Genomic DNA, 24,478 nt, shown 5'->3' with positions numbered 1-24,478 from the left:
GGATAGCAGATGCCTTGCGCCTGCTTTGGTTTGCGATAGTTAATATACCCGTGTTCGAAGGGGCTCATGTTAACAAATAAATCCAATTTAGCGCAATAATAGTTAGGGTCCAAATGGCACATAATGTAGATATTGAAAGCTGAAGAAGGGGGAGGAATGGTGTGCCGGACTGGTTACTTATTGCGATACGAGCCTTAAGTACCTTAATGTTTCTGTTTGTATTAACGCGGATTCTAGGTAAAAAACAAATTTCTCAGCTCACTTTCTTTGAATATGTGATTGGCATAACGCTTGGGGACCTGGCCGGGAACATCTCAACGGATGTCGAAGCCAATTATGTACATGGTGTAATTGCGATATTGGTATGGGTGCTTGTTCCTTTCGTGTTGGAAATTTTGACCTTAAAGAGCAAGACGCTTCGCGTCTGGTTTGAAGGCAATGGTCGAGTTCTCATCAAGGATGGCAAGATTTTAGAAGATAACTTGAAAAAAGAACGATATACGGGTGATGAATTACTCGAGCAGTTGCGTACGAAAGGGGTATTTCGGGTAGCGGATGTAGAATTCGCGATGCTGGAGTCCAGTGGTGATCTGAGCATTCTGCTGAAGTCGGAGAACCAACCCCTAACCCCTAAGCATATAGGTCTTAAGATGGCCATAGAGAAGCCGACGCAAGCAGTTATTATGGACGGTGTTATTCAGGACGAGCCCTTGGCAGCGGCTGCTAAAAGTCGAGGATGGCTCCAAGCAGAGCTTGAGAAATTGGGAGTAACAAAAGACAATGTATTTCTTGGACAAGTGGATTCGCATGGCGAATTAACGGTTGACCTATTTGATGACAAATTAGTCATACCTGCACCTACGGAACGACCTGCCGTACTGGCATGTTTGAAGAAATGTGAGGCAGATCTCGAGCTGTACTCCTTGACGACGCAAAATGCGAAGGCCAAACAGATGTACGAAACATGTTCCATTCAATTAACTCAAGTCATACAGCAAGTACATACGATTCTCAGAACTTAGTTTTGAGGGAATAGGAGATAGTCATGCCTAACAACAAGAAGAAAAACTTAACGATGACCCAACAGGAGTACCAGAAATTAGCTAAGGAGCAGGAACCCAAACGACCTGTTCTCAAGAATTGCGGCAGAGCTTTTCTCGTAGGTGGGACTATCTGCTTGATCGGTGAATGCTTTATGCATATGTTCATCAATTGGTTCGGGTTTACTGAGAAAACTGCCGGCAATCCGACTGTTGCTGTTATGATCATTATCTCAGTTATCTTAACAAGCTTTGGCATCTACGACAAAATTGCACAGTGGGCAGGCGGCGGAACCTCCGTACCTGTAACAGGTTTTGCCAATTCACTCTGTTCTGCAGCGATTGAACATCGTGCAGAAGGTCTTGTGTTAGGTGTTGGCGGTAACATGTTTAAATTAGCGGGCTCTGTCATCGTATTTGGAACTGTGGCGGCCTTTTTTGTAGGGATTGCACATCTGATCTTCACAGGGGGCTGACGAGATGCTGAAGGGGCACCAAAGCTGGTTATTCGAGAATCGGCCTGTTATTCTTTCGACAGGCACTGTTGTGGGACCTGATGAAGCGAAGGGACCGCTTAATGAAGAATTCGATATTGTTCACGGCGATCTGACCATTGGTCAAAAGACGTGGGAAAAGGCGGAGAAAGCGCTTCTTGAAGAAGCTGCTCAGCTTGCACTGAAGAAAGCCGGTCTTACCGACGGCCAAATCCAATTCTATGTTGGCGGGGATCTGATGAATCAGATCATCTCCAACACGTTCGCTGCGCGGACACTGAATATCCCATACCTAGGGATATTCGGTGCTTGCTCCACATCGATGGAAGGACTGGCGCTAGCCGCGCAACTCATCGACTCTGGCGCAGCCAATCATGTTATGGCTGGCACGTGCAGCCATAACTGCACGGCGGAGAAGCAATTCCGTTATCCAACGGAATATGGATCGCAGAAGCCGCCGACGGCGCAGTATACCGTCACCGGAGCTGGCGTCGCCGTGCTCGGGAAGACCGGAGACGGTCCGGTCGTCACCTCGGCCACGATCGGACGCATCGTGGATATGGGGATCACGGACCCCTTTAATATGGGCGCTGCGATGGCGCCTGCCGCTGTTGACACGATTCAAACACATTGCCGCGAATTGAATCGCGACCCTTCCTATTACGATCTCATCGTTACAGGCGATCTTGCTGCAGTAGGAACGAGCATTGCGCGCGAGCTCTTCCATAAGCATCAATTCCCAATCGAGCAGACCACCTATAGTGATTGTGGATTAATGATCTTTGATCGAGAAACGCAAACGGTACAAGCAGGAGGAAGTGGCTGCGGATGCTCTGCAACAGTTACCTATGGGCACTTATTAAAACGCATAGCAAAGGGAGAATTGAAACGAATTCTCGTTGTTGCTACTGGGGCCTTACTTTCACCCATTTCCTTTCAACAAGGTGAGAGTATACCCTGTATCGCACATGCTGTTTCCATAGAGTCTGGAGGTTTATACCAATGAGCTTTTTTTGGGCATTTGTTGTTGGAGGGGCCATCTGTGTACTAGGGCAATTAATGATGGATGTTGGTAAATTAACACCAGCCCATACGATGAGTACGTTGGTTGTGCTAGGTGCCATTGCAGATGGCTGCAATTTATATGAACCGCTGATTGCGTTTGCTGGCGCCGGTGCAACGGTTCCGATCACGAGCTTCGGAAATGCGCTTGTTCATGGGGCTCTGGAAGAGCTGCATAAGGAAGGCTATATAGGTATTATTACAGGTATTTTCAAAGTGACCAGCGCGGGTATATCCGCCGCGATCATTTTCTCCTTCATCGCTGCCCTGTTTGTGAAACCTAAGGGTTGAAATAAGGGATGCGTAAGGCTAAATATCGTATGAAAACAGGCGCCGTGAGGCGTCTTTTTCTTATTCATAGGGAAGTCATTATCCAAGGCTCATTTACGTGGTTAATTTTAACAAATAACTTTAGAGGATTTACAAGTATACGGAAGAAAAACTTTCCTGTAAACTAGATTTACGTACATTTTGTTTGTTTTCTGAGCGAAACAGAAGATGAAGCATGTTCGTATAAATACGCTTAGTTTACGATACAATTATCGATGAAAACTCAGCAATGCTTACGAAGCAAGTATGGCAAGCAAAACTCTAAGGAGGATCAACACATGGAAACTGCCACTCACCATCATGTAGAAGTACTAGCTAGGCTGAAATCAAATTTGGAATCATGTATTCTTGGCAAAAGTGCCGAAATTGAATTGTTGCTTACTGCAATGTTGGCAGGTGGTCATGTTTTGCTTGAGGATGTCCCAGGGACAGGTAAAACAGTACTCATTAAAGCGCTCGCGAAATCGATTAACGGGCAATTTCGCCGTATCCAATGTAACCCGGACTTATTGCCAACGGATATAACTGGCGTATCTATATATCACCCCAAAGAAGAGAAGTTTCTTTTCCGTTCGGGCCCGATAATGACCAATATTTTACTCGTCGATGAGATTAACCGTGCCACCACCAAGACACAATCTGCGCTACTTGAAGCAATGGAAGAACGACATATTACGGTTGATGGTGATTTGCATGAACTTCCATCCCCATTCCTCATGCTGGCCACTCAGAATCCGATTGATTTTGAGGGTACGTATACATTGCCGGAAGCACAATTGGACCGTTTTATGATCAAGTTGAGCTTAGGCTACCCAAGCGAAGCTGCCGAGAAATTGATGATTGCTTCCCAAAGCAAAGTACATCCGATGGAAGCGCTGCAAGTTATTATGGATACGAAACAAGTTCTTGATATTCAAGAACAGGTTCGCCAAGTACATTTGGATGAAGCCGTAGCGGATTATCTAGTTACCATTTCGAGAAAAACAAGAGAACATCAAGCCGTATTCCTCGGTGCCAGTCCACGGGCTACATTGTCATTGGTCTTAGCTTCCAAAGCCTATGCCTTCCTACATGGTCGTGATTATGTCATCCCGGATGATATTAAATATTTAGCTCCTTTTGTGCTGGGTCATCGTATGATCCTTCAAATGGAAGCGCGTATGGATGGTGTCAGCATTGCCTCTGTGCTCGCGACGATTTTTGAGGGAGTACGGGTTCCGGTTAGATTGGAGAAGTGAGCTTATGAAACGACCGGTATTCACACGATTCCGGGAATTCCCCCGGCTTCCGGCACCTTTTTGGCTACTTATGACTTGCTTGTTGTCTAGCTTGTTATTCATGTTATTTCAAGGTGGCAAGCTAGCTTCCATGCTGTTTATTACGATGACTTTTTTGGCGATCTATTTGCTTTCTGGGAATTGGAGCGGCATCAGACGTGTGCAAGGGACTCGGAAGTTTACCAATACCAGCATTGAAGCTAAATTGGAGGCAGGGCAATCGTTGCAAATTGGTCTCGGTGTCCAATTACCAGGTTATTGGCCAGTTCCTTATGTCATGATTAAAGATCAACTTATTCGTCAGAACGGGGACGAAGCTATCTTCGAAGGCTCGATCGTGCCGGATTGGAAGCGTCGAGGTGAATTCACGTATAGCACGCCGCCACTGCGAAGAGGGTATTATCGTTTCGGAGAAACGGAATGCTTAACCGAAGACATATTTGGCTTCTTCCAGCACAAGGGTCGATTAGACCTGCAACAACCGATAACTGTGTATCCACAAACGGTTGCGATTCGCGAATGGGCGCAATTTCATCAGATGCTCAAAGGGATGCAGCATCATTCAACGGCGACGAGCGCACATCGGGAAACGACGCAAATCAATGGTGTTCGTGAATATATTTATGGTGATCGTCTGTCTCGTATCCATTGGAATGCGACCGCGAAGACAGGAACTTGGAAATCGAAAGAGTTCGAGCGTGAATCGCTGCCGAAAACCATCATTTTATTGGATCGAACTGCTCGCGCATACCGAGATGCAGCCGAATTTGAATTAGCTGTTTCCGTTGCGGCTTCTCTATTCCGATATGGAACTGGACGTGAAATGGCACTTGGTCTGCTGTCGATTGGCAAGGAATTTACTTATTTTGAACCGAAGCATAGTCAGCATCATTACAAGGAGATTGTTAAACATCTCGTTGGTGTTGATGCGGATGGACATCAGACGCTTAGCCAGATTTTGAAGGAACGCTCAAAAGATTGGCCAGCAGGAAGTTTAATTGTACTCATCTCTCCGCAAAAAGGGAGTGCCATGCTGCAGATGTTCCAACAAATGGCACTGCTTCAAATGAAGCCATGTCATATCTGGATTCATGCGCAAGCAGATCAAACTTTCCGTCCCCAAGGTGTGGAACGTATTTCCGCTCATGAGGATTATATCAAGGCGATTCGCTCGCAAGGCTATATGGGGTATGAAGTAAGTCAATTAACGGACTTGCCTAACCTCTTGGGAGGGGCGAAACGGTATGCCTAATACATGGTGGAGTAGAATTCTTCTTAAGGATTGGGCGATGCGTGTTTCTGCGATATTCGTTGGAATATTCCTTTACCAATTTCTGATTTGGATTATGAAAGAAGATGGCTTATGGCTCCCAGAGACGGTATCTTTCGTTACTTGGACCTTAGTTCTTACAACAGCGACATACTGTATTCCCAAAATAAAAGACGGATGGCGAGCGTTTCTCCAATTCGTTCTTATCATCTGGTTCCATGGCTTGAGTATGGGCTATCATTGGGTAGCTGTACATATTACATCATGGAAAGAAGCCCTTCGTTTCATTGGACAGAATGCGGGGCAGCTTGAACCGTATATTTGGTTTAGCTTAGGAGCATGGATCATTTATTTATTCGCCATGTGGTCTGTTCAATCCAGGTTTCGCATTGTGGTCCTTATCTTTGTTAGCATTTTGTTTTTTGCGGTTCGCGATTCCTTCAGTATGATTTTTCTATGGCCACAAGTAGCCATGATCCTGCTTTGTGGATTCCTACTCTTAATTGTGAGACATTTCTCCCAATTAAAGAAGAAAGCGCCAGGCGTATGGGAAACGATTTCCGATTATCCGTCCTCATTTACCGTTCCTATTCTTATTCTGATTGGCGTGATTACGTTAGCGGGGGTATTCGCTCCGACCGTTAATCCTGTACTGACAGATCCGTATACAGCTTGGAAAGTGAGTCGTGGAGAATCCGTGCCTTTGCTCGGCAAAGGTGTTAGCATTGCCACATCAACTGCAGACGCCTCATCTGGGTATAGCCGGGATGACAGCCGCCTCGGTGGCGGGTTCCGGTTTGACTACACGCCGGTGATGACCATTGAATCTACCAAACGGACCTACTTTCGAGGGGAAACCCGTTCCATGTACAACGGTAAAGGATGGGAGCTTGGCCCAACGGAGAAGAGGTTGCCAGCATACCGCGTGAATTTAAACCCATTGCCGTTAGATCCAAGATTCGATGTGTCGCAATTGAAGACGCAAGAAGTTACACAAAGTGTCGTGATGGATCGAGATGAAACTTTCCCGGTGTTATTTGGGGGCTATGCGATTCAGAAAATCGTAGAAATCAATCAAGGTGAGAATCTATTCCAACGCATCATATGGACACCGCGACAATCGGAACTTCGCTTTACGGGTCGAACGAATTATCCGAAAGACTATTCGATCGTTGTCCAAGAGCCGATTCTAGAGGAAGATTTATTACGCCAAACGCAGCAAGATTTTACAAACAAGCCGGAATGGGCTGAATACTTACAAGTACCGGTTGATTTGCCTGAGCGAGTGAAGCAACTAGCACTGGATATTACGAAGTCTGCGACGAATTCTTATGATAAAGCCAAGCTGATTGAGAAGTATTTATCCGAACATTATCCGTATACGAATACGCCGGATGAGACGAAAGGAAAGAGCAAGGATTTCGTTGATCGATTCTTATTCGAAGTGAAACAAGGATATTGTGACTATTACTCGACAGCAATGGCCGTCCTCACAAGGTCGATTGGCTTACCTACACGTTGGGTGAAAGGCTACTCCTCTGGCGCTTCTTCTATCGCTGATGACATCCGCGATCAGGGGATATTAAGTCAATTAGGAGCAACGATTGATCTTGATGGTGCTGGTACTTACACGGTCCGTAACTCAGATGCACATTCTTGGGTAGAAGTTTATTTTGAAGGTTTTGGCTGGATTTCTTTCGAGCCAACCTCAGGGTTTGCATTGCCGAATGTGTTCCCTGAAGCAGCACCTGTGGTCGAAGATGTAACGACAGATACAGAAACGACCACTGTGCCTGAAGAAACGACGGAAGCCGCAAGTTTCACTTGGCTCTGGCTGACACTTAGTGGCGTTGTAGTTGCAGCACTTCTTAGTGTCGCTGTATTCTTTCTCCTTAGAAGCGAGGCATGGCATAATTGGCGTGCACACAGGAAGCAGCTGCAAGTTGTGAATTTCAATCAGAAAATTATCGTTGAATTTGAAAAAATGCTTCGTGCTTGTCGGCGTAAGGGGTACACGCGTTATGAGCATGAAACAGTACGTGAAGCAACAACAAGATGGTCAACACAGAGTAAATGGATGAAGAAAGAATTGGACGCGTTAATTGAACTGTTTGAACGTGCCAAATACAGTCAACTAGCTGTGTCCGAAGTCGAATATCAACAAGCGAACCAATTGATTGTACGTGTTAGAGAACAAATTAAATGATGAGCCGAAGCCACTCTCTAATTAAGGAGGGTGGCTTCCATATGAGAGGAGTTTTATTCAAATGGCCTTTATTGATTGTCATTTTCATTCAGAATCCCTTGGTGTTGCAGCATCCATGCATGTTATCTTACCTCAAGTTGCCAAAAGTCAGATCGGACTCGCTTCCCATGCCTATGGCAAGAAACATCCTACGTTACTTTTGTTGCATGGTTTATCGGATGACCATACCATTTGGATGCGCAGAACATCCATTGAGCGCTACGCTTCTCAGCATGGTATTGCGGTAATAATGCCAGCTGTGAACCGCAGCTTTTATGCCGATATGGCCTCAGGTCCGAAGTACTGGGAGTTCATTAGTGAAGAATTACCGGTGTTAGCAAGATCCTTCTTTCCCTTAGCGGAAGAGCGGGAGTTGAACTACGTGGCGGGACTCTCGATGGGTGGATATGGCGCGATGAAGTTAGCGCTTTCGCATCCGAATCGTTATGCAGCGGGAGCGAGCCTATCTGGTGCAGTAGATATTGTTGAACGTGCGTCAGCATTTCCGAATGATTTTAAATTGATTTATGGCGATGTGACGACGATCCGAAATAGTCCTGACGATTTGTTCTATCTTGCCAATCAGCTTGTTGCTAGTGAACAAGAACAACCTAAGCTCTATCAGTGCTGCGGTACTGAGGATTTCCTATATGCAGATAATCTTCGATTCCGGGATCATTGCCTTGCGCAAGGGTTGGAAATTACCTATGAAGAAGAGTCGGCCACACATGAATGGGGCTATTGGGATCTCAAAATTCAGCGTGTATTAAACTGGCTGCCCTTACCTACAAGAGAATAGAGAGAAAATATGTTCTTTTCTTTTTGCAACAAACGAGGCACTGTGATATAGTTTCACGTATATGTCAAGGAAGCAGTTGGAGGGAATTTGTTTGCTGAAAAAGCTTGTACCCAGACAGTCTGTTCATACAATTTATGATATCGATGCCAATCACCTGTGGGGATTCGGTATTCGCGGAATTATAACGGATCTTGATAATACACTTGTCGGTGCACGTGATCCACATGCGACACCTGAGTTAATAGTATGGCTGAATCATCTGCAACAGATCGGATTCAAAGTCGTTATTGTGTCGAATAACCACCATAACCGGGTTTCGACTTTTGCAAAGCCACTGGGCATTCCGTTTATTCACCGTGCCAAAAAACCGACGAATGCTTCCTTCCATAAAGCGATGAAGTTGCTTGGAACGAATGCACGACAGACGACTGTTATCGGGGATCAAATGCTGACCGATGTACTTGGCGGCAATCGAATGGGGCTATACACGATCCTCGTTCAACCCATCTCACGAAAAGATGAAGGCTTCTTCACGAAAGTGAACCGCCAAATTGAGAAATGGGCGCTAGCAAGGATGAAGAAATAGGAGGTTTCATGCGTACAGAAACAATTGGGAATTGTGCGGGTTGCGGCATTGCGCTGCAAACAGAAGACAAAACGAAACTGGGCTTTATTCCAGAGGCTGCCTTACAGAAGGAGCCTTTGATTTGCCAGCGTTGCTACCGAATCAAGCATTATAATGAGTCTTCAAGTATTACCTTACAGCAAGACGACTTCCTGAAATTACTAGGACATGTTGGTCAAACGAAGGCGTTAGTCGTGAAAATCGTGGATATTTTTGATTTTGAAGGCAGTATGATTAGCTCGCTTGCCCGATTTATTGGTAATAATCCCGTTCTGCTCGTGGTTAACAAAATTGATTTACTTCCGAAAGTCACGAACGCTAACAAAATCATTAACTGGGTGCAGCGCAGAGTGAAGGAAGAGAATCTTAAAGTTGTGGATATCGTACTGTGCAGTGCGAAGAAAAACATCGGTTTCGATCGTGTTATTTCGGCTGTACAAGAATATCGTGGCAACATGGACGTATACGTAGTCGGTGCAACGAACGTAGGGAAATCGACGCTTATCAATCGTCTGATCAGTGATTATAGTGATCTGGAAGCCGAATTGACGACATCGCAATATCCGGGAACTACGCTCGATTTAGTTAAAATCCCATTGGATGACGGGAAGTTCATTATCGATACACCTGGGATTGTGTATAAGCATCGTCTGACGGAAATCGTGAAGAAACGTGATTTATCACCGCTAATGCCGGATAAACCGCTTAAACCGATGGTATTTCAACTGAATGAGGCACAAACGTTATTTTTCGGTGCGTTAGTTCGTTTTGATTTTATTCAAGGTGAGCATCAATCCTTCACGATATACACATCGAATGCGATTCAGATTCATCGCACGAAGCTCGAGAAAGCGGATCAGTTATATGAAGATCATAAGGGTGTCATGCTGACGCCTCCGGCGCAGGCGGATCTTGAAGAGCTGCCGAAGTTGGTCAAACATCCGTTGCACATTCCGAAGGGGAAACAGATGGACGTGCTGATCTCTGGTTTAGGTTGGATTAAAGTGAATAGTCTAGCTGGCGCGAGTCTTGCTGTTCATGCACCGAAAGGTATTAAAGTCATTACACGGGAGTCATTGATTTAGGAGGCAAACGGGGAGAACATGGAGAAACTAGTGACGCGGATTGATAGTCATACAGTTTTATATGGGGTTTTCGGGGATCCGATTAGGCATTCTCGTTCACCGATTATGTTGAATCGTGCTTTTCAGGAAGCGGGCATCAACGGCGTATATGCAGCATTTCACGTTAAACCAGAAGCGCTTGGGGAAGCAGTTCGGGGAATCAGAGCACTAGGATATCGCGGCGTGAATGTGACGATTCCCCATAAAGTTGATGTCATGAACTATTTGGATGAGATCGATGAAGGGGCAATGATCGTTGGCGCAGTCAATACCATTGTGAATGAGAATGGCAAGCTCAAAGGTTTCAATACGGATGGGATTGGGTATGTCCGCTCCTTGAAAGAAGAGACAGGAATCGAGCTCAAAGGGAAACGTGTTCTTGTATTAGGGGCAGGCGGTGCTGCGAGAGGTGTAGCCTACGCACTAGCTAAAGAAGGTACGAGCTGTATTTATATCGCGAATCGTACCAAAGAGCGTGCAGTTGAATTGGCAGCAACCATTGGTGCTTTCACTGAAACCGTCGGTCTTGGAATGGACGAGCTAGAGGATGTAGTGGATAAGGTTGAATTCGTGCTGAACACGACGTCAGCAGGCATGCATCCTAATGTGGACGAACTCCCTTTACAGCTTCACCTGCTTCGTCCGCACCACCTCGTTAGTGATCTTATTTATAATCCGCGAATCACGAGATTTCTTCGTGAAGCAGAAGCGGTAGGAGCTCGGATTCATGGCGGGCTCGGTATGTTTATTTATCAAGGCGCGTATGCCTTCGAATATTGGACGGGGACCCCTGCGCCGGTTGCGGCGATGAGACAGGTGGTAGAACAGTCATTAACTGAATAAGAATGAATAGAGGGACATCCATGTTATCAGGCAAACAAAAAAGATATTTGCGCTCTTTGGCGCACCATGTAGATCCAATTTTTCAAGTAGGAAAAGGTGGCGTGAACGAGCATTTGATTCGTCACATCAATGAAGCCATTGAAGTTCGTGAATTGATCAAGATTACGGTTCTGAACAACAGTGGAGAAGATCGTCAAGAGGTCGGAGCTGAATTATCCGAGAAGTCTGGCGCAGAACTTGTTCAGGTGATCGGGAAAATCGTAGTGCTGTACAAAGAATCGCGTGACAATAAGAAGATTGAACTGCCGCGCTAATGAGGTGGACGTATGCTTGTCGGAATTATGGGAGGCACGTTCGATCCCATTCATACCGGTCATTTGATTGCAGCTGAACGTGCAAGGGTGGAAGGGGGCTTGGACGAGGTTTGGCTAATGCCAGCCAACGTCCCGCCGCATAAGCCTAATGCCCCAAAAGGAACGAGCCAGCAGCGTTGGGAGATGGTTTGCCTTGCTGCAGAAGGCAATCCTTTTTTTCGTCCTGTCGATATCGAAATTAACAAAGGCGGCGTATCCTATAGTATCGATACGATCGAGCTGTTAATGTCGCAATATCCGGACATCGCGTTCTCTTATATTATTGGCGCGGATATGGTTCAGTATTTGCCGCAGTGGCATCGTATTGATGACATCGTGCGGCATATTCATTTTATTGGATTAGCCAGACCTGGTTATGAACTGGACCTGGGGCAACTTCCCGAACATATACGAAACCGAGTGAAGCTTGTTCCGATGCCCCTCGTTGAAATTTCATCGACAGCTATTCGGGCGTTGAGACAGAAGCGGGACCCAGTTAGATATCTGGTTCCAGATAAGGTTGGGCATTTCATGGAGGTGAATAGCTTATATGAATCGTGAGGCTCTTATGGCAGCTGTGAAGGAGCAAATGCCCGAGAAGCGTTGGCAGCATACCCTTGGCGTGATGGCAACGAGCGTTATGTTGGCAGAGCGATTTGGCGGGGATGCGGTCAAAGCGGATATTGCAGCGATTTTGCACGACTATTGCAAGTATTGGCCTACCCATGAGCAAGCTAAGATTATTCGTGAGAATGATTTACCACAAGATTTGTTAGCCTTTGACAAAGAGCTATGGCATTCGCACGCAGGTGCATTCATTGCTCAGTCGCAATTCGGAATTGATGATGAAGAAATATTAGATGCGATTCGGTATCATACGTCTGGTCGAGAAGGGATGACCCTGCTCGACAAAATTGTTTGCCTAGCGGACTATATGGAGCCAGGACGTGATTTCCCAGGAGTTGAACATATTCGTGAACTGGCGAAGACGAGTCTTGAACGTGCATTAATTGCCGGATTTGACTCCACGATCAACTTCTTGATTTCCAAAGGAAAGCGCATTTATCCATTAACGATTGGCACTCGAAATGACTTATTAGAACAGATACAACAGACAACTTAATGACATGGAGGATGATTGCATGAGTAAAAACCCAGAAGAAATACTAGCATTCGTTGTTGAGGCAGCGGAAGACAAGAAAGCGGCAGATATTGTTACCCTGAATTTAAAAGGTGTATCCTTAATCGCTGATTATTTCGTGATTTGTCACGGGAATTCGGAAACACAAGTTCAAGCGATTGCGGGCGAGGCTCGTAAAAAAGCCCATGAACATGGTGTTCATATTAGAGGCTATGAAGGTATCGATACAGCAAGATGGGTGCTGCTTGATTTAGGGGATGTAGTTCTCCACGTTTTCCATCGTGATGACCGTGAATACTATAACATCGAAAGACTTTGGTCCGATGCTAAAGTTGTGGAGCGCGTATGAGAATGGAAGCAGGATCCCTTGTTACCCTCGAGGTAGCAAGGGAAGTTCCACCAAACGGCTTTTTTCTAACCGATGGTACGCAAGATTTTCTGTTGCCGTATGCGGAAATCGTAGGGAATCGCATCAGTCCTGGAGATCAAGTGGAAGTGTTCTTATTCCATGATACCTTGGATCGGATGATGGCTACTATGAGGAAACCTCTGTTGACCATGGGTCATGTGGGGCTTCTAGAAGTCGTTGATATTCATCCGCGTTTCGGTTATTTCCTAGAGATGGGGCTAGGGCGGCATTTGCTATTACCTTACCGACATGTACCTGAATTAGACGAGCTTCGACCTCAGGTTGGGGACAAAGTATTCGCAACGCTTGCTCATGATCGCCAGGGCCGATTAATCGCGAAGTTAGCGCTTGAAGACGACTTGGCTCCTCTTTGTGTTCGAGCTCCTTCGAGTTGGACGAACAAATGGGTGAAAGCAAGGGTGTATCGTCCTCTTCAAATGGGGACTTTCGTCATTTGTGATGCTGGTGTGCTGGGCTATGGCATCATCGGGCTTATTATCCCACAAGAGCGGACTCGCTTGCTTCGCGTAGGTGAGGAAGTGGATGTGAGGATTGCGTTCGTACGTGAAGAAGATGGACGAGTTAACCTATCCATGAGACTTCCCAAAGAAAAAGGCCGCGACGAAGATGCGGAACGCATACTAGAAGTGCTGCGTGGACGTCCAGGGAATGCGATGCCATTTTCGGATAAAACACAGGCTGATATTATTAAAGATAAATTCGGGCTCAGTAAGGGAGCCTTCAAACGTGCGCTAGGCAAACTAATGAAAGATGGGCTTGTCTATCAGGAAGCGGACTGGACCTATCTGAAGCAAGAGGAGACGCAAGGCTGAGATGAGTTACGAAAAATTCGCCTACACGTACGATCGCTTGATGAACAGCATGCCGTATGCCGATTGGCTTCGATTCGTGAAGGAAAGTTTCCAACGGTTTGGTATAAAGCCTGCAACGCTCGTTGATTTAGGCTGTGGGACTGGCAATTTATCCATTCCATTGGCTGCAAAAGGCATACAGGTAACGGGTATTGATCTATCCGAGGACATGCTTGCTGTCGCTGAGCAGAAGTACAGCGAACAACCTAGTCAACTTCGCTGTGGCGGCATCCGTTGGATTCAGCAGGATATACGCGAGTGGGAGCTTGGCGAGGAAGTTGATGTTGCGATCTCTTTCTGTGACAGCCTTAATTATTTGTTAGAGGAAGAGGACATCGTGGACGCTTTCCGCCAAACATGGGCAGGACTTAAGCCCGGTGGATTATTCCTATTTGATGTACATACGCCTCAGCAATTGTTCGCTTACGCAGAATCGCAGCCTTTTTTTCTCAATGAAGACGATGTGGCTTATATCTGGACAAGCGAGTTAGATGAGGAACGCGTTCAGATTGAACATGATTTAACGATCTTTGTCAAAGACAGCGGAACAAGCGAAACTTTCCGTCGCATTGATGAGCAGCATGAACAAAGAGCGTATCCCTTGCAGTGGCTGGAACAGATGCTGATCGAAGCAGGTTTCCGTGAAGTGCATCAAGCAGCAGACTTTACTTGGGAGCAGCCAACAGCGAAGACCGAGCGAGCTTTCTTTATTGCAAAAAAATAATACCGACGGAATCGTCATCAGCTTGACAGTGCGGCATTATTTTACATATAATCAAAGCTAATCAGTTGTATGGAAAGCTTAGATGAGGAATAGTACCTTGAACAGCATCTTTCAGAGAGTCGGAGCTAGGGTGTGAGCCGACAGATGTTCGTCTTGAGAACTCGCCTCGGAGCTAGAAGGTGAACCGCCTGATCCTGGATCAGATGCGCTAGCTGGATCGTCTCACCCGCGTTAAGGGGCAGAGTGAACACAGGTGAAGAACGCCTTGTGTTAACTAGGGTGGTACCACGGGAATTATACCTCTCGTCCCTAGCGATATCCGCTAGCGATGTGAGGTTTTTTTGTGCGTATAGGCATACATGAGCAGAGAGTAATTTAAGGAGGCATATAAGCTATGACACAGGAATTGAAAGAAACGAAAGAACAACAGGGCTATAATCCGCAAGCGATTGAACCAAAATGGCAGGCGTATTGGGATGCGAAGAAAACATTTAAGGTGTTGGAAAATTCGGATAAGCCGAAATTCTATGCGCTAGATATGTTTCCGTACCCTTCAGGTGCAGGCTTGCATGTAGGACATCCAGAAGGCTACACAGCGACAGATATCGTTTCTCGTTTTAAGCGGATGAGAGGCTTTAACGTCCTTCACCCGATGGGGTGGGATGCGTTCGGTCTTCCTGCAGAACAATACGCCTTAGACACAGGGAATGACCCTCGCGAGTTTACGAAGAAAAACATCGATACATTCCGTCGTCAAATTAAGTCCCTTGGATTCTCTTACGATTGGGATCGTGAGATCTCCACAACGGATCCGGAGTACTACAAATGGACACAATGGATTTTCATCCAACTGTACAATAAAGGTCTTGCTTATGTTGATGAAGTACCTGTTAACTGGTGCCCAGCGCTTGGTACTGTACTTGCGAACGAGGAAGTCATTGATGGATTAAGCGAACGTGGTAACCACCCGGTTATTCGGAAACCGATGCGTCAGTGGATTTTGAAAATTACGGAGTATGCAGAGCGTTTGCTTGAGGATCTGGAGGAGCTTGATTGGTCCGAGAGTATTAAGGATATGCAGCGTAACTGGATTGGTAAATCCACAGGAGCCGAAGTTCAATTTGCAATTGAAGGTCATTCGGACAAAAGCTTAACTGTGTTCACAACACGTCCAGATACGCTTTTCGGAGCGACGTACTGCGTGTTGGCACCCGAGCATGAGCTAGTCGCTCAGATTACAACAGAAGCGCAAGCTACTGCGATTAAAGAATATCAAGAGAAAGCTTCACGTAAAAGTGACTTGGAGCGTACAGACTTGGCGAAAGACAAATCAGGCGTGTTCACAGGGGCTTATGCAATCAATCCCGTTAATGACACGAAAGTGCCAATTTGGATCGCTGATTATGTTCTTGGCGGTTACGGCACAGGAGCGATTATGGCGGTTCCAGGTCACGATCAACGTGACTGGGAGTTTGCGAAGCAATTTGCTCTGCCAATTATCGAAGTTGTTCAAGGCGGAGATGTGGAGAAGGAAGCTTATGCTGGCGATGGCAAGCATGTGAACTCTGGTCCGATCGATGGCTTAAACATTGAGCAAGGTATCAATCACATGATCACTTGGTTGGAGCAAAATGGCAAGGGCCGCGGCAAAGTAACGTATCGTTTGAGAGACTGGTTGTTCAGCCGTCAACGTTACTGGGGTGAGCCGATTCCGATTCTACACCTTGAAGATGGCACAATGAAGCCAGTTCCAGTGGATCAACTGCCATTATTGCTTCCGGAAGTGGATGAAATTAAACCGTCCGGTACAGGTGAGTCACCGCTTGCTAACGTTTCTGAATGGGTGAACACAATCGATCCAGAAACAGGTATGAAAGCTCGTCGTGAGACGAATACGATGCCGCAATGGGCAGGAAGCTGCTGGTATTACCTACGTTTCATCGATCCGAAGAATGATCAAGCATTCTGCTCAGATGAGCTGCAAAAACAATGGCTTCCGGTTGATCTGTATATTGGTGGAGCGGAGCATGCGGTTCTTCACTTGCTGTATGCGCGTTTCTGGCATAAAGTGCTTTATGATCTTGGTTTTGTTCACACCAAAGAGCCGTTCCATAAGCTTGTTAACCAAGGGATGATTCTTGGCGAAAACATGGAGAAAATGAGTAAATCACGCGGCAATGTCGTGAATCCAGATGATATCGTGAATGATCAAGGTGCGGATACGCTTCGTATTTATGAAATGTTCATGGGGCCACTAGAAGCTACAAAACCGTGGAACACAACAGGTGTAGATGGCATTAACCGTTTCTTGAATCGTGTATGGCGTTTGTTCGTTGATGACAACGGCCAGCTTCATACGAAAATTAGCGGGGATGAGACGCTAGGCAGTGATGCATTCAAGCGTACTTGGCACCGTTCGATCAAGAAAATTACGGAAGATTTCGAGGCACTTCGCTTCAATACAGCGATTAGCCAAATGATGATTTTTGTCAATGAAGCTTATAAAACAGAACGTTTGCCACTCGAAGCGATGAAAAATTTTGTACAGGTGCTTTCACCACTTGCACCTCACTTGGCTGAAGAGCTTTGGGAGAAATTAGGCGGAGTGGAATCTATCACGTACGAACCATGGCCAGCTTATGACGAAGCATGGACGGTAGATAACGAAGTTGAAATCGTTGTACAGATCAATGGCAAAATCGTTGACCGCATCATGATCTCCAAAGATACAGATGAAGCAGCGATGGAGAAATTGGCTTTCGAACTCGACAAAGTCAAAGAAGCGACCGCCGGAAAGGCCGTTCGCAAATTGATTGTTGTTAAAGGTAAATTAGTTAATATCGTTGTAGGTTAAGAACGAAGGATTCATGCATTGGGAAGGCTACTGCTTTTGTTTTATCGTAAGGAGCTGCTCAGCCTTCTCAATGTCTTCTTCATACTTAGCATGCGTAGCACGAATGACTTGAGAGAACACACCGCAAAATTCCTTTTCCAAAATGCGCAAACCTTCTGCTGTAATTCCTCCTGGAACAGATACCCTTTTTTGTAAGGAGATAGGGTTAAATCCTCCCGTTGTAAGCAATTTCCCAGTACCTAATGTCATTTCACTAGCAAGTAAAGTAGCTTCCTCAACAGAAACACCTGTTTCTTCCACAGCTGCATCAATGAATGCTTGAATAAAACTAGCTAGGAAAGCAGGGCCGCAACTTGATAAATCAGATGATATTCTCGTATAACTCTCGGATACTCGAATCGGTGTAGAGATATGTGTGAAAATGTTTTCAAGCCATTCTTTATCTTCAGGCTGCATGCGATTCCCATGAATACATAGCGTAGCACCACTTAACACATAATTCGTAATACTCGGTATGATTTTACTTATTTTAGCTGGTAATAGGCCTTCCAAATGCTTAATCAGAATGGGACTTGTGATGGATATTATAAATTGAGAGGAAAGCACGTCCTCTTTGATTTCATCAATAACCTTTTTAAACTCGGATGGTTTCACACAAAGGAAAATCAAATCACTTCCACGTACGACTTCACGATTCGATTCTGCCACCTGTAGACCAGGATAGTTCTCCGCAAGTAGTTCAACTTTACGCAATGTCCGATTGCTAGCAATAATTTGCTCGGGATTGAATGCCCCGGAATGAATGAATGCTTCTATCAGTATACTTCCCATACTCCCAGTACCGATGAATCCAGCTTTCATCAAGTAATCCCTCCCGATAAAATCAGTCTGTATACGAAAACCAACCTATAATCGCGGTTACTCAGCCATGAAAAGCAAGCCTAAACATACATGCACGTCTCATACATTGTGTGACTAACCGTGTAGCCATGGGACGCTTTTTTATGTATATGGTTGCCTAATGGCAAATATGCTAAGAAAGAAGGTAGCATGTGGATTTATTTGGAAATAGAGTAAGGAGAATTGGAATGATTCTTGGCGGTGTCGCGCTATTCGTTTGGGTGGTGTGGCCATTTCTACGTGGAGGGCAGCCAACGATACAAACAGCGTTCATGCCAATCAATACACAGATGGAAGAATTGCTTATGCAAGGGGAGAATGAGAAAAAAGCGGCAGCAGGAAAAGCAGTGTCTGTCGGCTCAGATAAACCGAAAGCGACACCAAAAGCGAGTGCGACCGCTGCACCTAAGTCTGAAGATGTATCCACTTACACAGCTCCACGATCTGAAGAATCAAACTCCGTAGGAACTGACACGCAGGCTACAGCTTCGCCAATCCCTGTACCTACATTGAATGAATCTCAAAAGGGACTTCTCGATTTGAATACCGCTACATTGGAGCAGTTAGATAAACTTCCTGGGATCGGTGAAAGTAAAGCTAGGGCCATTCTCGAGTACCGTATGAAGAAGGGACGTTTCAAGCGAGTCGAAGAACTTATGGACGTGAAAGGAATTGGAGAGAAAATGTTTGCGAAGATAAAGGGGCAAGTGTTTGTGGTGCCACTCTAGCTCGTCTTTTCATTTCTAGCAAAATATGAGAAAATACTAGAAATAGTTTGAACATCGAAAATGAGTAAAGAAATGTCATCAGGAGGGAGTCAAGCATCATGAGCATCCGGAAAGATTGGGATACCTATTTCCTCGATATTGCCTATATGGCCTCCACGCGCTCGCGGTGTAACCGTAGACATGTTGGAGCGGTGCTAGTTCAAGGAAAAAAGTTGCTCGGAACAGCCTATAATGGCGCACCCATGGGCGTAGCGGATTGCACAGAAGCAGGCTGCATGCTAGTGGAAGAAATCGAGCTGAAGGTCGTTGCTGACGTGGAGGAAGTCATAAGGAAACACCGTTGCATTCGCACCATACATGCGGAACAGAACTTGTTACTGTTCACCGATCGGGAAGATCGGGAAGGCTCAACCGTCTACGTGACGGATCAACCTTGCTGGACTTGTGCGAACATGTTAGCTAATAGCGGGGTAACCGAGATCGTGTTTCATCGAGGGTATCCAAAGGATCATGAGAAGGTGAGCGAATTAATGGGAGCCAGAGGCATATCCTTCCGTCAGTTGAGCGCATATGAGCCCCCAGCGGGCACGGTTTCTGAAGTTGTGAATTAAATCGTGTGGCGCCAGATTGGACAGCTAGGGAGTTGGTCATTAGGTTGACAACTCCCATTGCTGTTTTTGATGAAAATTTATAAACGTACAGTTTGCTTTTTATGTTGTCGCTGTATACGAATAGCGAATAGAGCAGCTATGAAGCAAGTAAGACCGGCAATGAAGAAAGCTTGTGAGTAGCTGCCAAGCCAATCACGCATTAAACCTGCTCCGTATGCCGCAAATGAAGCCCCCATCTGATGAGCCACTACAATCCAGCCAAATATCATGCCAGATTTCTCTTTACCGAAAGTTTCGCCTGCAAGTTTAGCGGTTGGCGGTACGGTCGCAATCCAATCGAGTCCGTAAAATACCGAGAATATGACTAGCATGTAAGGTGTAGTCGCCAATGCATAAGGTAGGAATAGAAGGGATAATCCGCGCAGACCGTAGTACCAGAAAAGCAGCCAGCGGCTGTCAAATCGGTCAGTTAACCAACCAGATATCGTTGTACCGAATAAATCAAACGCCCCCATCATTGCAAGAAGTCCAGCAGCCGCAACTTCCATCATTCCGAAATCTCCGCAAGCGGCAATGAGGTGAGTGCCGATCAAACCATTCGTTGAGAAACCACAAATGAAGAAGGTGCCTGCGAGCAGCCAAAATGTTTTATTTTTCGATGCAAGAACAAGGTTTTGGATAGGGGTAAGAAATACATTGCCCTTGAAAGGTTCTGGCTTTACAACTTCTGTTGTACCATATGGCGCTGCCCCAACATCGGAAGGATTGTTCCTCATCCATAGTGCTACAAGAATAAATACAACTAGGATAGCGACTACCGCTGCATACATCGCATACCGCCAGCCGTAATCCGAAGTCACCTTCGCAATCAAAGGGAGGAATAGCAGTTGACCCGTTGCTGCACTTGCGGTCAGTATGCCAACGACGAGCCCTTTACGCTTGACGAACCATAGATTGCTGACCGTAATACCAAGTACATTCGCCATCATTCCGCTTGCAAGCCCGGAAACGACTCCCCATAGCAAATCGAACTGCCATAAGGAATTAATTAGCGGTGTGACGGCAAGGCTGGCACCTAAGATGGACAGTGCGAGCAATACAACCTTGCGTATTCCAAAGCGCAATAGCAGTGCTGCAGAAAACGGACCTACAAGTCCATATAGCAAAATGCCGATAGAAGCAACACTTGATATCGCCCCGCGGCTCCAACCGAATTCTTCTTGGAAAGGGATCATTAAGACACTGGGCATGGAACGGATGCCAGCTGACACAAGTAATGTGACAAACGTTAGCATAACAATGATCCAGCCATAATGTAACTTGCTTTTTGTCTGATTCATATTCTACACCTCATCTTATATTTCTAACTTCTCACTAGCTGATTCCAAAGATTGCGTCAAGATTGTCGCGATTTCATCTCCAAGAATAGCCTTATAAGACCGAAGAAGCTCCTTTGATGCTGCGCGAATGGTTGGCTCGAGTTCTATAGCCTTTTCCGTAGGAAAGACGAGCACAGTTTTACCCTTCACTTGGCGCTCTACGAGCCGTTTGATTTCCAATTTATCGATAAATCGGGTGAGCGTAGATGGTGTGATATAAAGTTTTTCTGAAAGTTCTTTCTGAGAAATGCCGGGTTTTGCAACAACCAGTCTGAGTAAATAACCGTAAGCAGGTGCAAGTCCTGTTGTTGCAAAGGCATCATCGGCCATTCGACTAATTGCCCGACTAAGCCGATTCGTCGTGAAGTATAGGCATTGATGCAAGAAATCTTCATTGCCATTGGTTTCAGGTGTTTGAGAGTTGTTCGTCATGTTATACCTCCGATAGTATTTTGTATGTACAACGAATATAGAACAAGTTCATTTACCTGTCAATTTAATTTTATGAAACATTGTGATCTGGAAAAAAGTGAGGAAGTAGTTTGAGGGATTCAGAATTGTTAATTAAATGAATGTAGTAAGGGGAAGAACCTCTTTCTTGCGCAGCTATTTGGGGCGCGAGGGAGGTTTTTTGGTGTGGGATCATTAGAAAAAGAAAAAGAAAAAGAAGAACCAAAAGTAAAAATGAAAAGTGAAAAAATGAAAAAGAAAAATGAAGGAGAGATTAACGCGTGAAAAGACCAGTTGTTCAAGGATGCTGTCTGTGGATAAGTGGCTATGTGCTCGCGATTTATACCGAGCTCGCGTGGCTGACATGGATGTCGAGCGCGCTGTTGTTAGCCGCGCTTCTGATTATTTATGTGCTGCGGCTGCCTGGCCGCCAGCCGCTGGGCGCTTTGCTGCTGGTCTTAATAGCCTACGGCTATTATCAAGGGAACGACCAGCGCAACATCACTGCGCTGCCGCTGGCGCAGCAGGGGCAGGTGGGTGAGGCGGGCAGCGAGGTCACGCTGCTCGGCCGGTTTGCCAGCCCTGTCACCATTGACGGTGACAGGGCTAGCTTCACCCTGGAAGCGGAGTCCGTCCGCTTCCCAGAGGGCACCGCTTTCCCGCTCCGCGGGGAAAGCGTGCAGGTGTCGCTGCGCCTGATGGAACAGGCGCAGCAGACCGTGGCGTCGGGCTGGCGCCGCGGCGACGCCTTGACGTTGACGGGGACGCTGCGCAGCCCGTCCCCGGCCCGCAACTTCGGCGGCTTCGACTACCGCCGATACTTGCGCCTTCACCACACCCATTGGCTGCTTTCAGCCAAAGGGGTGGATCAGGCGCAGGTGCAGCCTGCGGCGGCGCAGTTCAGCGTCGTCCAGCCCCTGCGCTGGAACGACGAGCTGCGCGCTGCGCTCAGCAGGCGAATGGACGTGATCTTTCCCGCGTCGCAGGCGGGATTCATGAAAAGCATGTTGATCGGCCTCACGGACGATCTGGATCCAGATCGTTTCCAGCAATTTTCGGAGCTGGGACTTACACATATTTTAGCAATCTCAGGCTTGAATATTGCCGTTTTCCTAGGCGTGTGCATCTGGGTCTTACGACGCTTTAAAGTGACGAAGGAAACTTATTTGCTCATATGCATGTGTCTACTCCCGTTTTACGTTCTCGTCACTGGGGCATCACCGTCCATCGTTCGGGCAGGTCTTATGTCGATGATTGCGTTGTATGCTGCACGTCGAGGAGGAATGAAAGAGGTGCTGCACATCTTAGCACTGGCCGCTTGGTCGATGCTTGTATGGGATCCTTACTTCTTACTTGATGTAAGCTTCCAGCTCTCCTTCCTAGTCACACTTGGACTCATCCTCGGGGTACAGAGAGTAACAACCTTAATATCTCCTTGGATGACTTCTTCCACACTCAAAAACACCCTCGCCATCACACTCGTTTCCCAATCCGTTTCTTTTCCTGTTTCGATCTACTATTTCAATCAATTTTCATTGTTATCTTGGTTGGCGAATGCCGTGTTGGTCCCTGTCATCAGCATGATTGTGTTTCCAGCAGGCTTAGTCGCCTTAGCGCTTGGATTAGTATACATTCCGTTAGGTCAAAGAATTGGTCAACTCATTACATGGCTGAATCAAGCGATATTCTGGATTACGGATCAACTTCAACAGATTCCTCATCTCACCATGATCTGGCCATCGCCAAGTATGGCATGGATCTGCTTCTACTATGGATTCCTAGTTATTATCTATTTACTCTGGCATCGCAGTTACCTAAGTTCGAAGGATGAGATACCTATCCAATTGGAACTTGATCCGAAGGGAAATGCACAGCGAATGCCGATTAAACTTAGTCTCCTTCTTGCAATAGCTGGCTTTCTCATCCTGTTATGGATGGGGTATTCACCGAATCGGTTTCAACGAACAGGTCTAGTCCAATTTATTGATGTTGGGCAAGGGGATGCCATTTTAATTCGAACGCCGTACGGTCGTCATATATTAATTGACGGTGGAGGGACACTAACATTCCGTAAGGCAGGGGATGAGTGGAAAATCCGCAAGGATCCATTTGAAGTCGGGCAAAAACTACTAGTTCCTCTGCTTAAAAAACGAGGTATTCAAAGTCTAGATCTTCTCGTTCTCACACATGAGGATGCCGACCACAGCGGTGGTTTACAAGCTGTTATCGAACAGATTCCCGTGAAACAATTTCTATTTAATGGCACATTTAAAGAGAGCAGCACCATGACGACCTTTTTTTCTACATTGGTTCAAAAGAAAGTCCCCTTATTACCTGCGCAAGTAGAAGATTGGATCCCCATTGATCCTGTTACGAAATTGCAGGTGATTTACCCGCTTGAAACCAACTCCACAATGGTTGAAATTGTCAAAGAGCAGAATGCGAGATCGGTTGTTTTCTTGCTTGACATGCAAGGAACTCGTTGGCTTTTTACAGGAGATATGGAGAAAGAATCCGAAGCGGCAGTACTGGAATACCTGCGTGATCCCCGCAACTCCCCTAACACAGCCCCGACCCCGAACAACAAGATCGATGTTCTTAAAGTTGCCCACCACGGCAGTAAAACCTCAACAACCTCGGAGTGGTTGACATACTGGCAGCCATCCGCAGCAGTTATCTCGGTAGGCGCGATGAATACTTACGGACATCCTTCACCAGAAATTATAGATCGCTTGGTAGAGGCAGACGTGGCTATTTTTCGTACTGATCGCATGGGGGAAGTGCAGATGGAGGTGCAGAACTCGGGGATTTTGACACGGATGAAGTTATGGAAATAGTAATGACAATATTTTCATAGATAGACGCTGGTGACTTATTAAAATAGTCTTGGAACAGCCGTAGCAGTAATATTTCCGAATGGAAATGCCTGTCTAGGGCATTTTCTTTTA

At 46.1% G+C, this 24,478-nt stretch carries 24 protein-coding genes and 1 other annotated feature; of the genes, 21 read left to right on the top strand and 3 right to left on the bottom strand.

What is annotated here, in order from left to right:
• Window positions 1-161: 161 nt before the first annotated feature.
• The 18 genes from AC58PV_RS21200 to leuS all read left to right on the top strand — a co-directional run bounded on the left by AC58PV_RS21200 (window position 162) and on the right by leuS (window position 17,462).
• Window positions 162-1,022: a DUF421 domain-containing protein gene (locus AC58PV_RS21200; protein WP_497434378.1), complete on the top strand. Its 861-nt coding sequence runs from the start codon at window positions 162-164 to the stop codon at window positions 1,020-1,022.
• Between the two features lie 23 nt (window positions 1,023-1,045).
• Entirely contained in the window at window positions 1,046-1,516 is a 471-nt protein-coding gene (spoVAC, locus tag AC58PV_RS21195) for a stage V sporulation protein AC (protein ID WP_497434377.1), read from the top strand.
• A 4-nt stretch (window positions 1,517-1,520) separates the two neighbouring features.
• On the top strand, window positions 1,521-2,540 hold the full coding sequence (gene spoVAD, locus AC58PV_RS21190; RefSeq protein WP_497434376.1) for a stage V sporulation protein AD: 1,020 nt from the start codon (window positions 1,521-1,523) through the stop codon (window positions 2,538-2,540).
• A complete protein-coding gene (spoVAE, locus tag AC58PV_RS21185) occupies window positions 2,537-2,887 on the top strand; it encodes a stage V sporulation protein AE (protein WP_497434374.1) in 351 nt (116 codons plus the stop codon). The genes spoVAD and spoVAE overlap by 4 nt, the downstream gene beginning before the upstream one ends.
• Window positions 2,888-3,204: 317 nt before the next feature.
• The gene (locus AC58PV_RS21180; RefSeq protein ID WP_497434373.1) at window positions 3,205-4,164 is read left to right on the top strand and encodes an AAA family ATPase; all 960 of its coding nucleotides are present in this window, start codon (window positions 3,205-3,207) and stop codon (window positions 4,162-4,164) included.
• A gap of 4 nt (window positions 4,165-4,168) precedes the next feature.
• Window positions 4,169-5,455, top strand: coding sequence for a DUF58 domain-containing protein (locus tag AC58PV_RS21175; RefSeq protein ID WP_497434372.1), 1,287 nt, complete (start codon window positions 4,169-4,171; stop codon window positions 5,453-5,455).
• Window positions 5,448-7,679, top strand: a complete 2,232-nt coding sequence (locus tag AC58PV_RS21170; RefSeq protein ID WP_497434371.1) for a DUF4129 domain-containing transglutaminase family protein — start codon at window positions 5,448-5,450, stop codon at window positions 7,677-7,679. The genes AC58PV_RS21175 and AC58PV_RS21170 overlap by 8 nt, the downstream gene beginning before the upstream one ends.
• 61 nt (window positions 7,680-7,740) lie before the next feature.
• A complete protein-coding gene (locus AC58PV_RS21165) occupies window positions 7,741-8,517 on the top strand; it encodes an alpha/beta hydrolase (RefSeq protein ID WP_497434369.1) in 777 nt (258 codons plus the stop codon).
• Window positions 8,518-8,608: 91 nt separating this feature from the next.
• A complete protein-coding gene (locus tag AC58PV_RS21160; protein WP_204787687.1) occupies window positions 8,609-9,103 on the top strand; it encodes a YqeG family HAD IIIA-type phosphatase in 495 nt (164 codons plus the stop codon).
• 8 nt (window positions 9,104-9,111) lie between these two features.
• Complete coding sequence (gene yqeH / locus AC58PV_RS21155; protein ID WP_497434367.1) at window positions 9,112-10,227, top strand: ribosome biogenesis GTPase YqeH; 1,116 nt, start codon at window positions 9,112-9,114, stop codon at window positions 10,225-10,227.
• An 18-nt stretch (window positions 10,228-10,245) separates the two neighbouring features.
• Window positions 10,246-11,109, top strand: a complete 864-nt coding sequence (gene aroE / locus AC58PV_RS21150) for a shikimate dehydrogenase (RefSeq protein WP_497434366.1) — start codon at window positions 10,246-10,248, stop codon at window positions 11,107-11,109.
• Window positions 11,110-11,129: 20 nt separating this feature from the next.
• Window positions 11,130-11,423 carry a ribosome assembly RNA-binding protein YhbY gene (gene yhbY, locus AC58PV_RS21145; protein ID WP_056609831.1) on the top strand — a complete coding sequence of 98 codons (294 nt, stop codon included), beginning with the start codon at window positions 11,130-11,132 and terminating at the stop codon, window positions 11,421-11,423.
• Window positions 11,424-11,435: 12 nt separating this feature from the next.
• Window positions 11,436-12,023: a nicotinate-nucleotide adenylyltransferase gene (nadD, locus tag AC58PV_RS21140; protein WP_497434364.1), complete on the top strand. Its 588-nt coding sequence runs from the start codon at window positions 11,436-11,438 to the stop codon at window positions 12,021-12,023.
• Window positions 12,013-12,585 carry a bis(5'-nucleosyl)-tetraphosphatase (symmetrical) YqeK gene (gene yqeK, locus AC58PV_RS21135; RefSeq protein ID WP_497434362.1) on the top strand — a complete coding sequence of 191 codons (573 nt, stop codon included), beginning with the start codon at window positions 12,013-12,015 and terminating at the stop codon, window positions 12,583-12,585. Before nadD ends, yqeK begins: the two co-directional genes overlap by 11 nt.
• A gap of 19 nt (window positions 12,586-12,604) precedes the next feature.
• Entirely contained in the window at window positions 12,605-12,952 is a 348-nt protein-coding gene (gene rsfS / locus AC58PV_RS21130) for a ribosome silencing factor (protein WP_497434360.1), read from the top strand.
• Entirely contained in the window at window positions 12,949-13,845 is an 897-nt protein-coding gene (locus AC58PV_RS21125; RefSeq protein ID WP_497434359.1) for a CvfB family protein, read from the top strand. The genes rsfS and AC58PV_RS21125 overlap by 4 nt, the downstream gene beginning before the upstream one ends.
• 1 nt (window position 13,846) lies before the next feature.
• Complete coding sequence (locus tag AC58PV_RS21120; protein ID WP_497434358.1) at window positions 13,847-14,608, top strand: class I SAM-dependent DNA methyltransferase; 762 nt, start codon at window positions 13,847-13,849, stop codon at window positions 14,606-14,608.
• 70 nt (window positions 14,609-14,678) lie between these two features.
• Window positions 14,679-14,922, top strand: a binding site (T-box leader).
• 80 nt (window positions 14,923-15,002) lie between these two features.
• Window positions 15,003-17,462 (top strand): leucine--tRNA ligase, encoded by a 2,460-nt coding sequence (gene leuS / locus AC58PV_RS21115; RefSeq protein ID WP_497434357.1) that lies wholly within the window; start codon window positions 15,003-15,005, stop codon window positions 17,460-17,462.
• Between the two features lie 27 nt (window positions 17,463-17,489).
• On the opposite strand, the gene comER is transcribed toward leuS, so the two are convergent.
• Window positions 17,490-18,323 (bottom strand): late competence protein ComER, encoded by an 834-nt coding sequence (comER, locus tag AC58PV_RS21110; protein WP_497434355.1) that lies wholly within the window; start codon window positions 18,321-18,323, stop codon window positions 17,490-17,492.
• Window positions 18,324-18,550: 227 nt separating this feature from the next.
• Here comER and AC58PV_RS21105 point away from each other — a divergent pair, with 227 nt between their 5' ends.
• Both AC58PV_RS21105 and AC58PV_RS21100 read left to right on the top strand, forming a co-directional pair.
• Window positions 18,551-19,090, top strand: a complete 540-nt coding sequence (locus AC58PV_RS21105) for a ComEA family DNA-binding protein (protein WP_497434354.1) — start codon at window positions 18,551-18,553, stop codon at window positions 19,088-19,090.
• 98 nt (window positions 19,091-19,188) lie between these two features.
• Window positions 19,189-19,701 carry a deoxycytidylate deaminase gene (locus AC58PV_RS21100; RefSeq protein ID WP_497434353.1) on the top strand — a complete coding sequence of 171 codons (513 nt, stop codon included), beginning with the start codon at window positions 19,189-19,191 and terminating at the stop codon, window positions 19,699-19,701.
• Window positions 19,702-19,778: 77 nt separating this feature from the next.
• Here AC58PV_RS21100 and AC58PV_RS21095 read toward each other — a convergent pair whose 3' ends face one another.
• A complete protein-coding gene (locus tag AC58PV_RS21095; RefSeq protein ID WP_497434352.1) occupies window positions 19,779-21,041 on the bottom strand; it encodes an MFS transporter in 1,263 nt (420 codons plus the stop codon).
• A 15-nt stretch (window positions 21,042-21,056) separates the two neighbouring features.
• Window positions 21,057-21,512 carry a MarR family winged helix-turn-helix transcriptional regulator gene (locus AC58PV_RS21090; protein WP_497434350.1) on the bottom strand — a complete coding sequence of 152 codons (456 nt, stop codon included), beginning with the start codon at window positions 21,510-21,512 and terminating at the stop codon, window positions 21,057-21,059.
• A 299-nt stretch (window positions 21,513-21,811) separates the two neighbouring features.
• Between AC58PV_RS21090 and AC58PV_RS21085 the strand changes: the two genes are divergently transcribed.
• Complete coding sequence (locus tag AC58PV_RS21085; protein WP_497434349.1) at window positions 21,812-24,367, top strand: ComEC/Rec2 family competence protein; 2,556 nt, start codon at window positions 21,812-21,814, stop codon at window positions 24,365-24,367.
• Window positions 24,368-24,478: the final 111 nt, after the last annotated feature.

Source organism: Paenibacillus sp. J22FR83, assembly GCF_059691955.1.
Note: the sequence above shows the minus strand (reverse complement) of the source record. Positions and strands in the feature narration are given on the sequence as shown.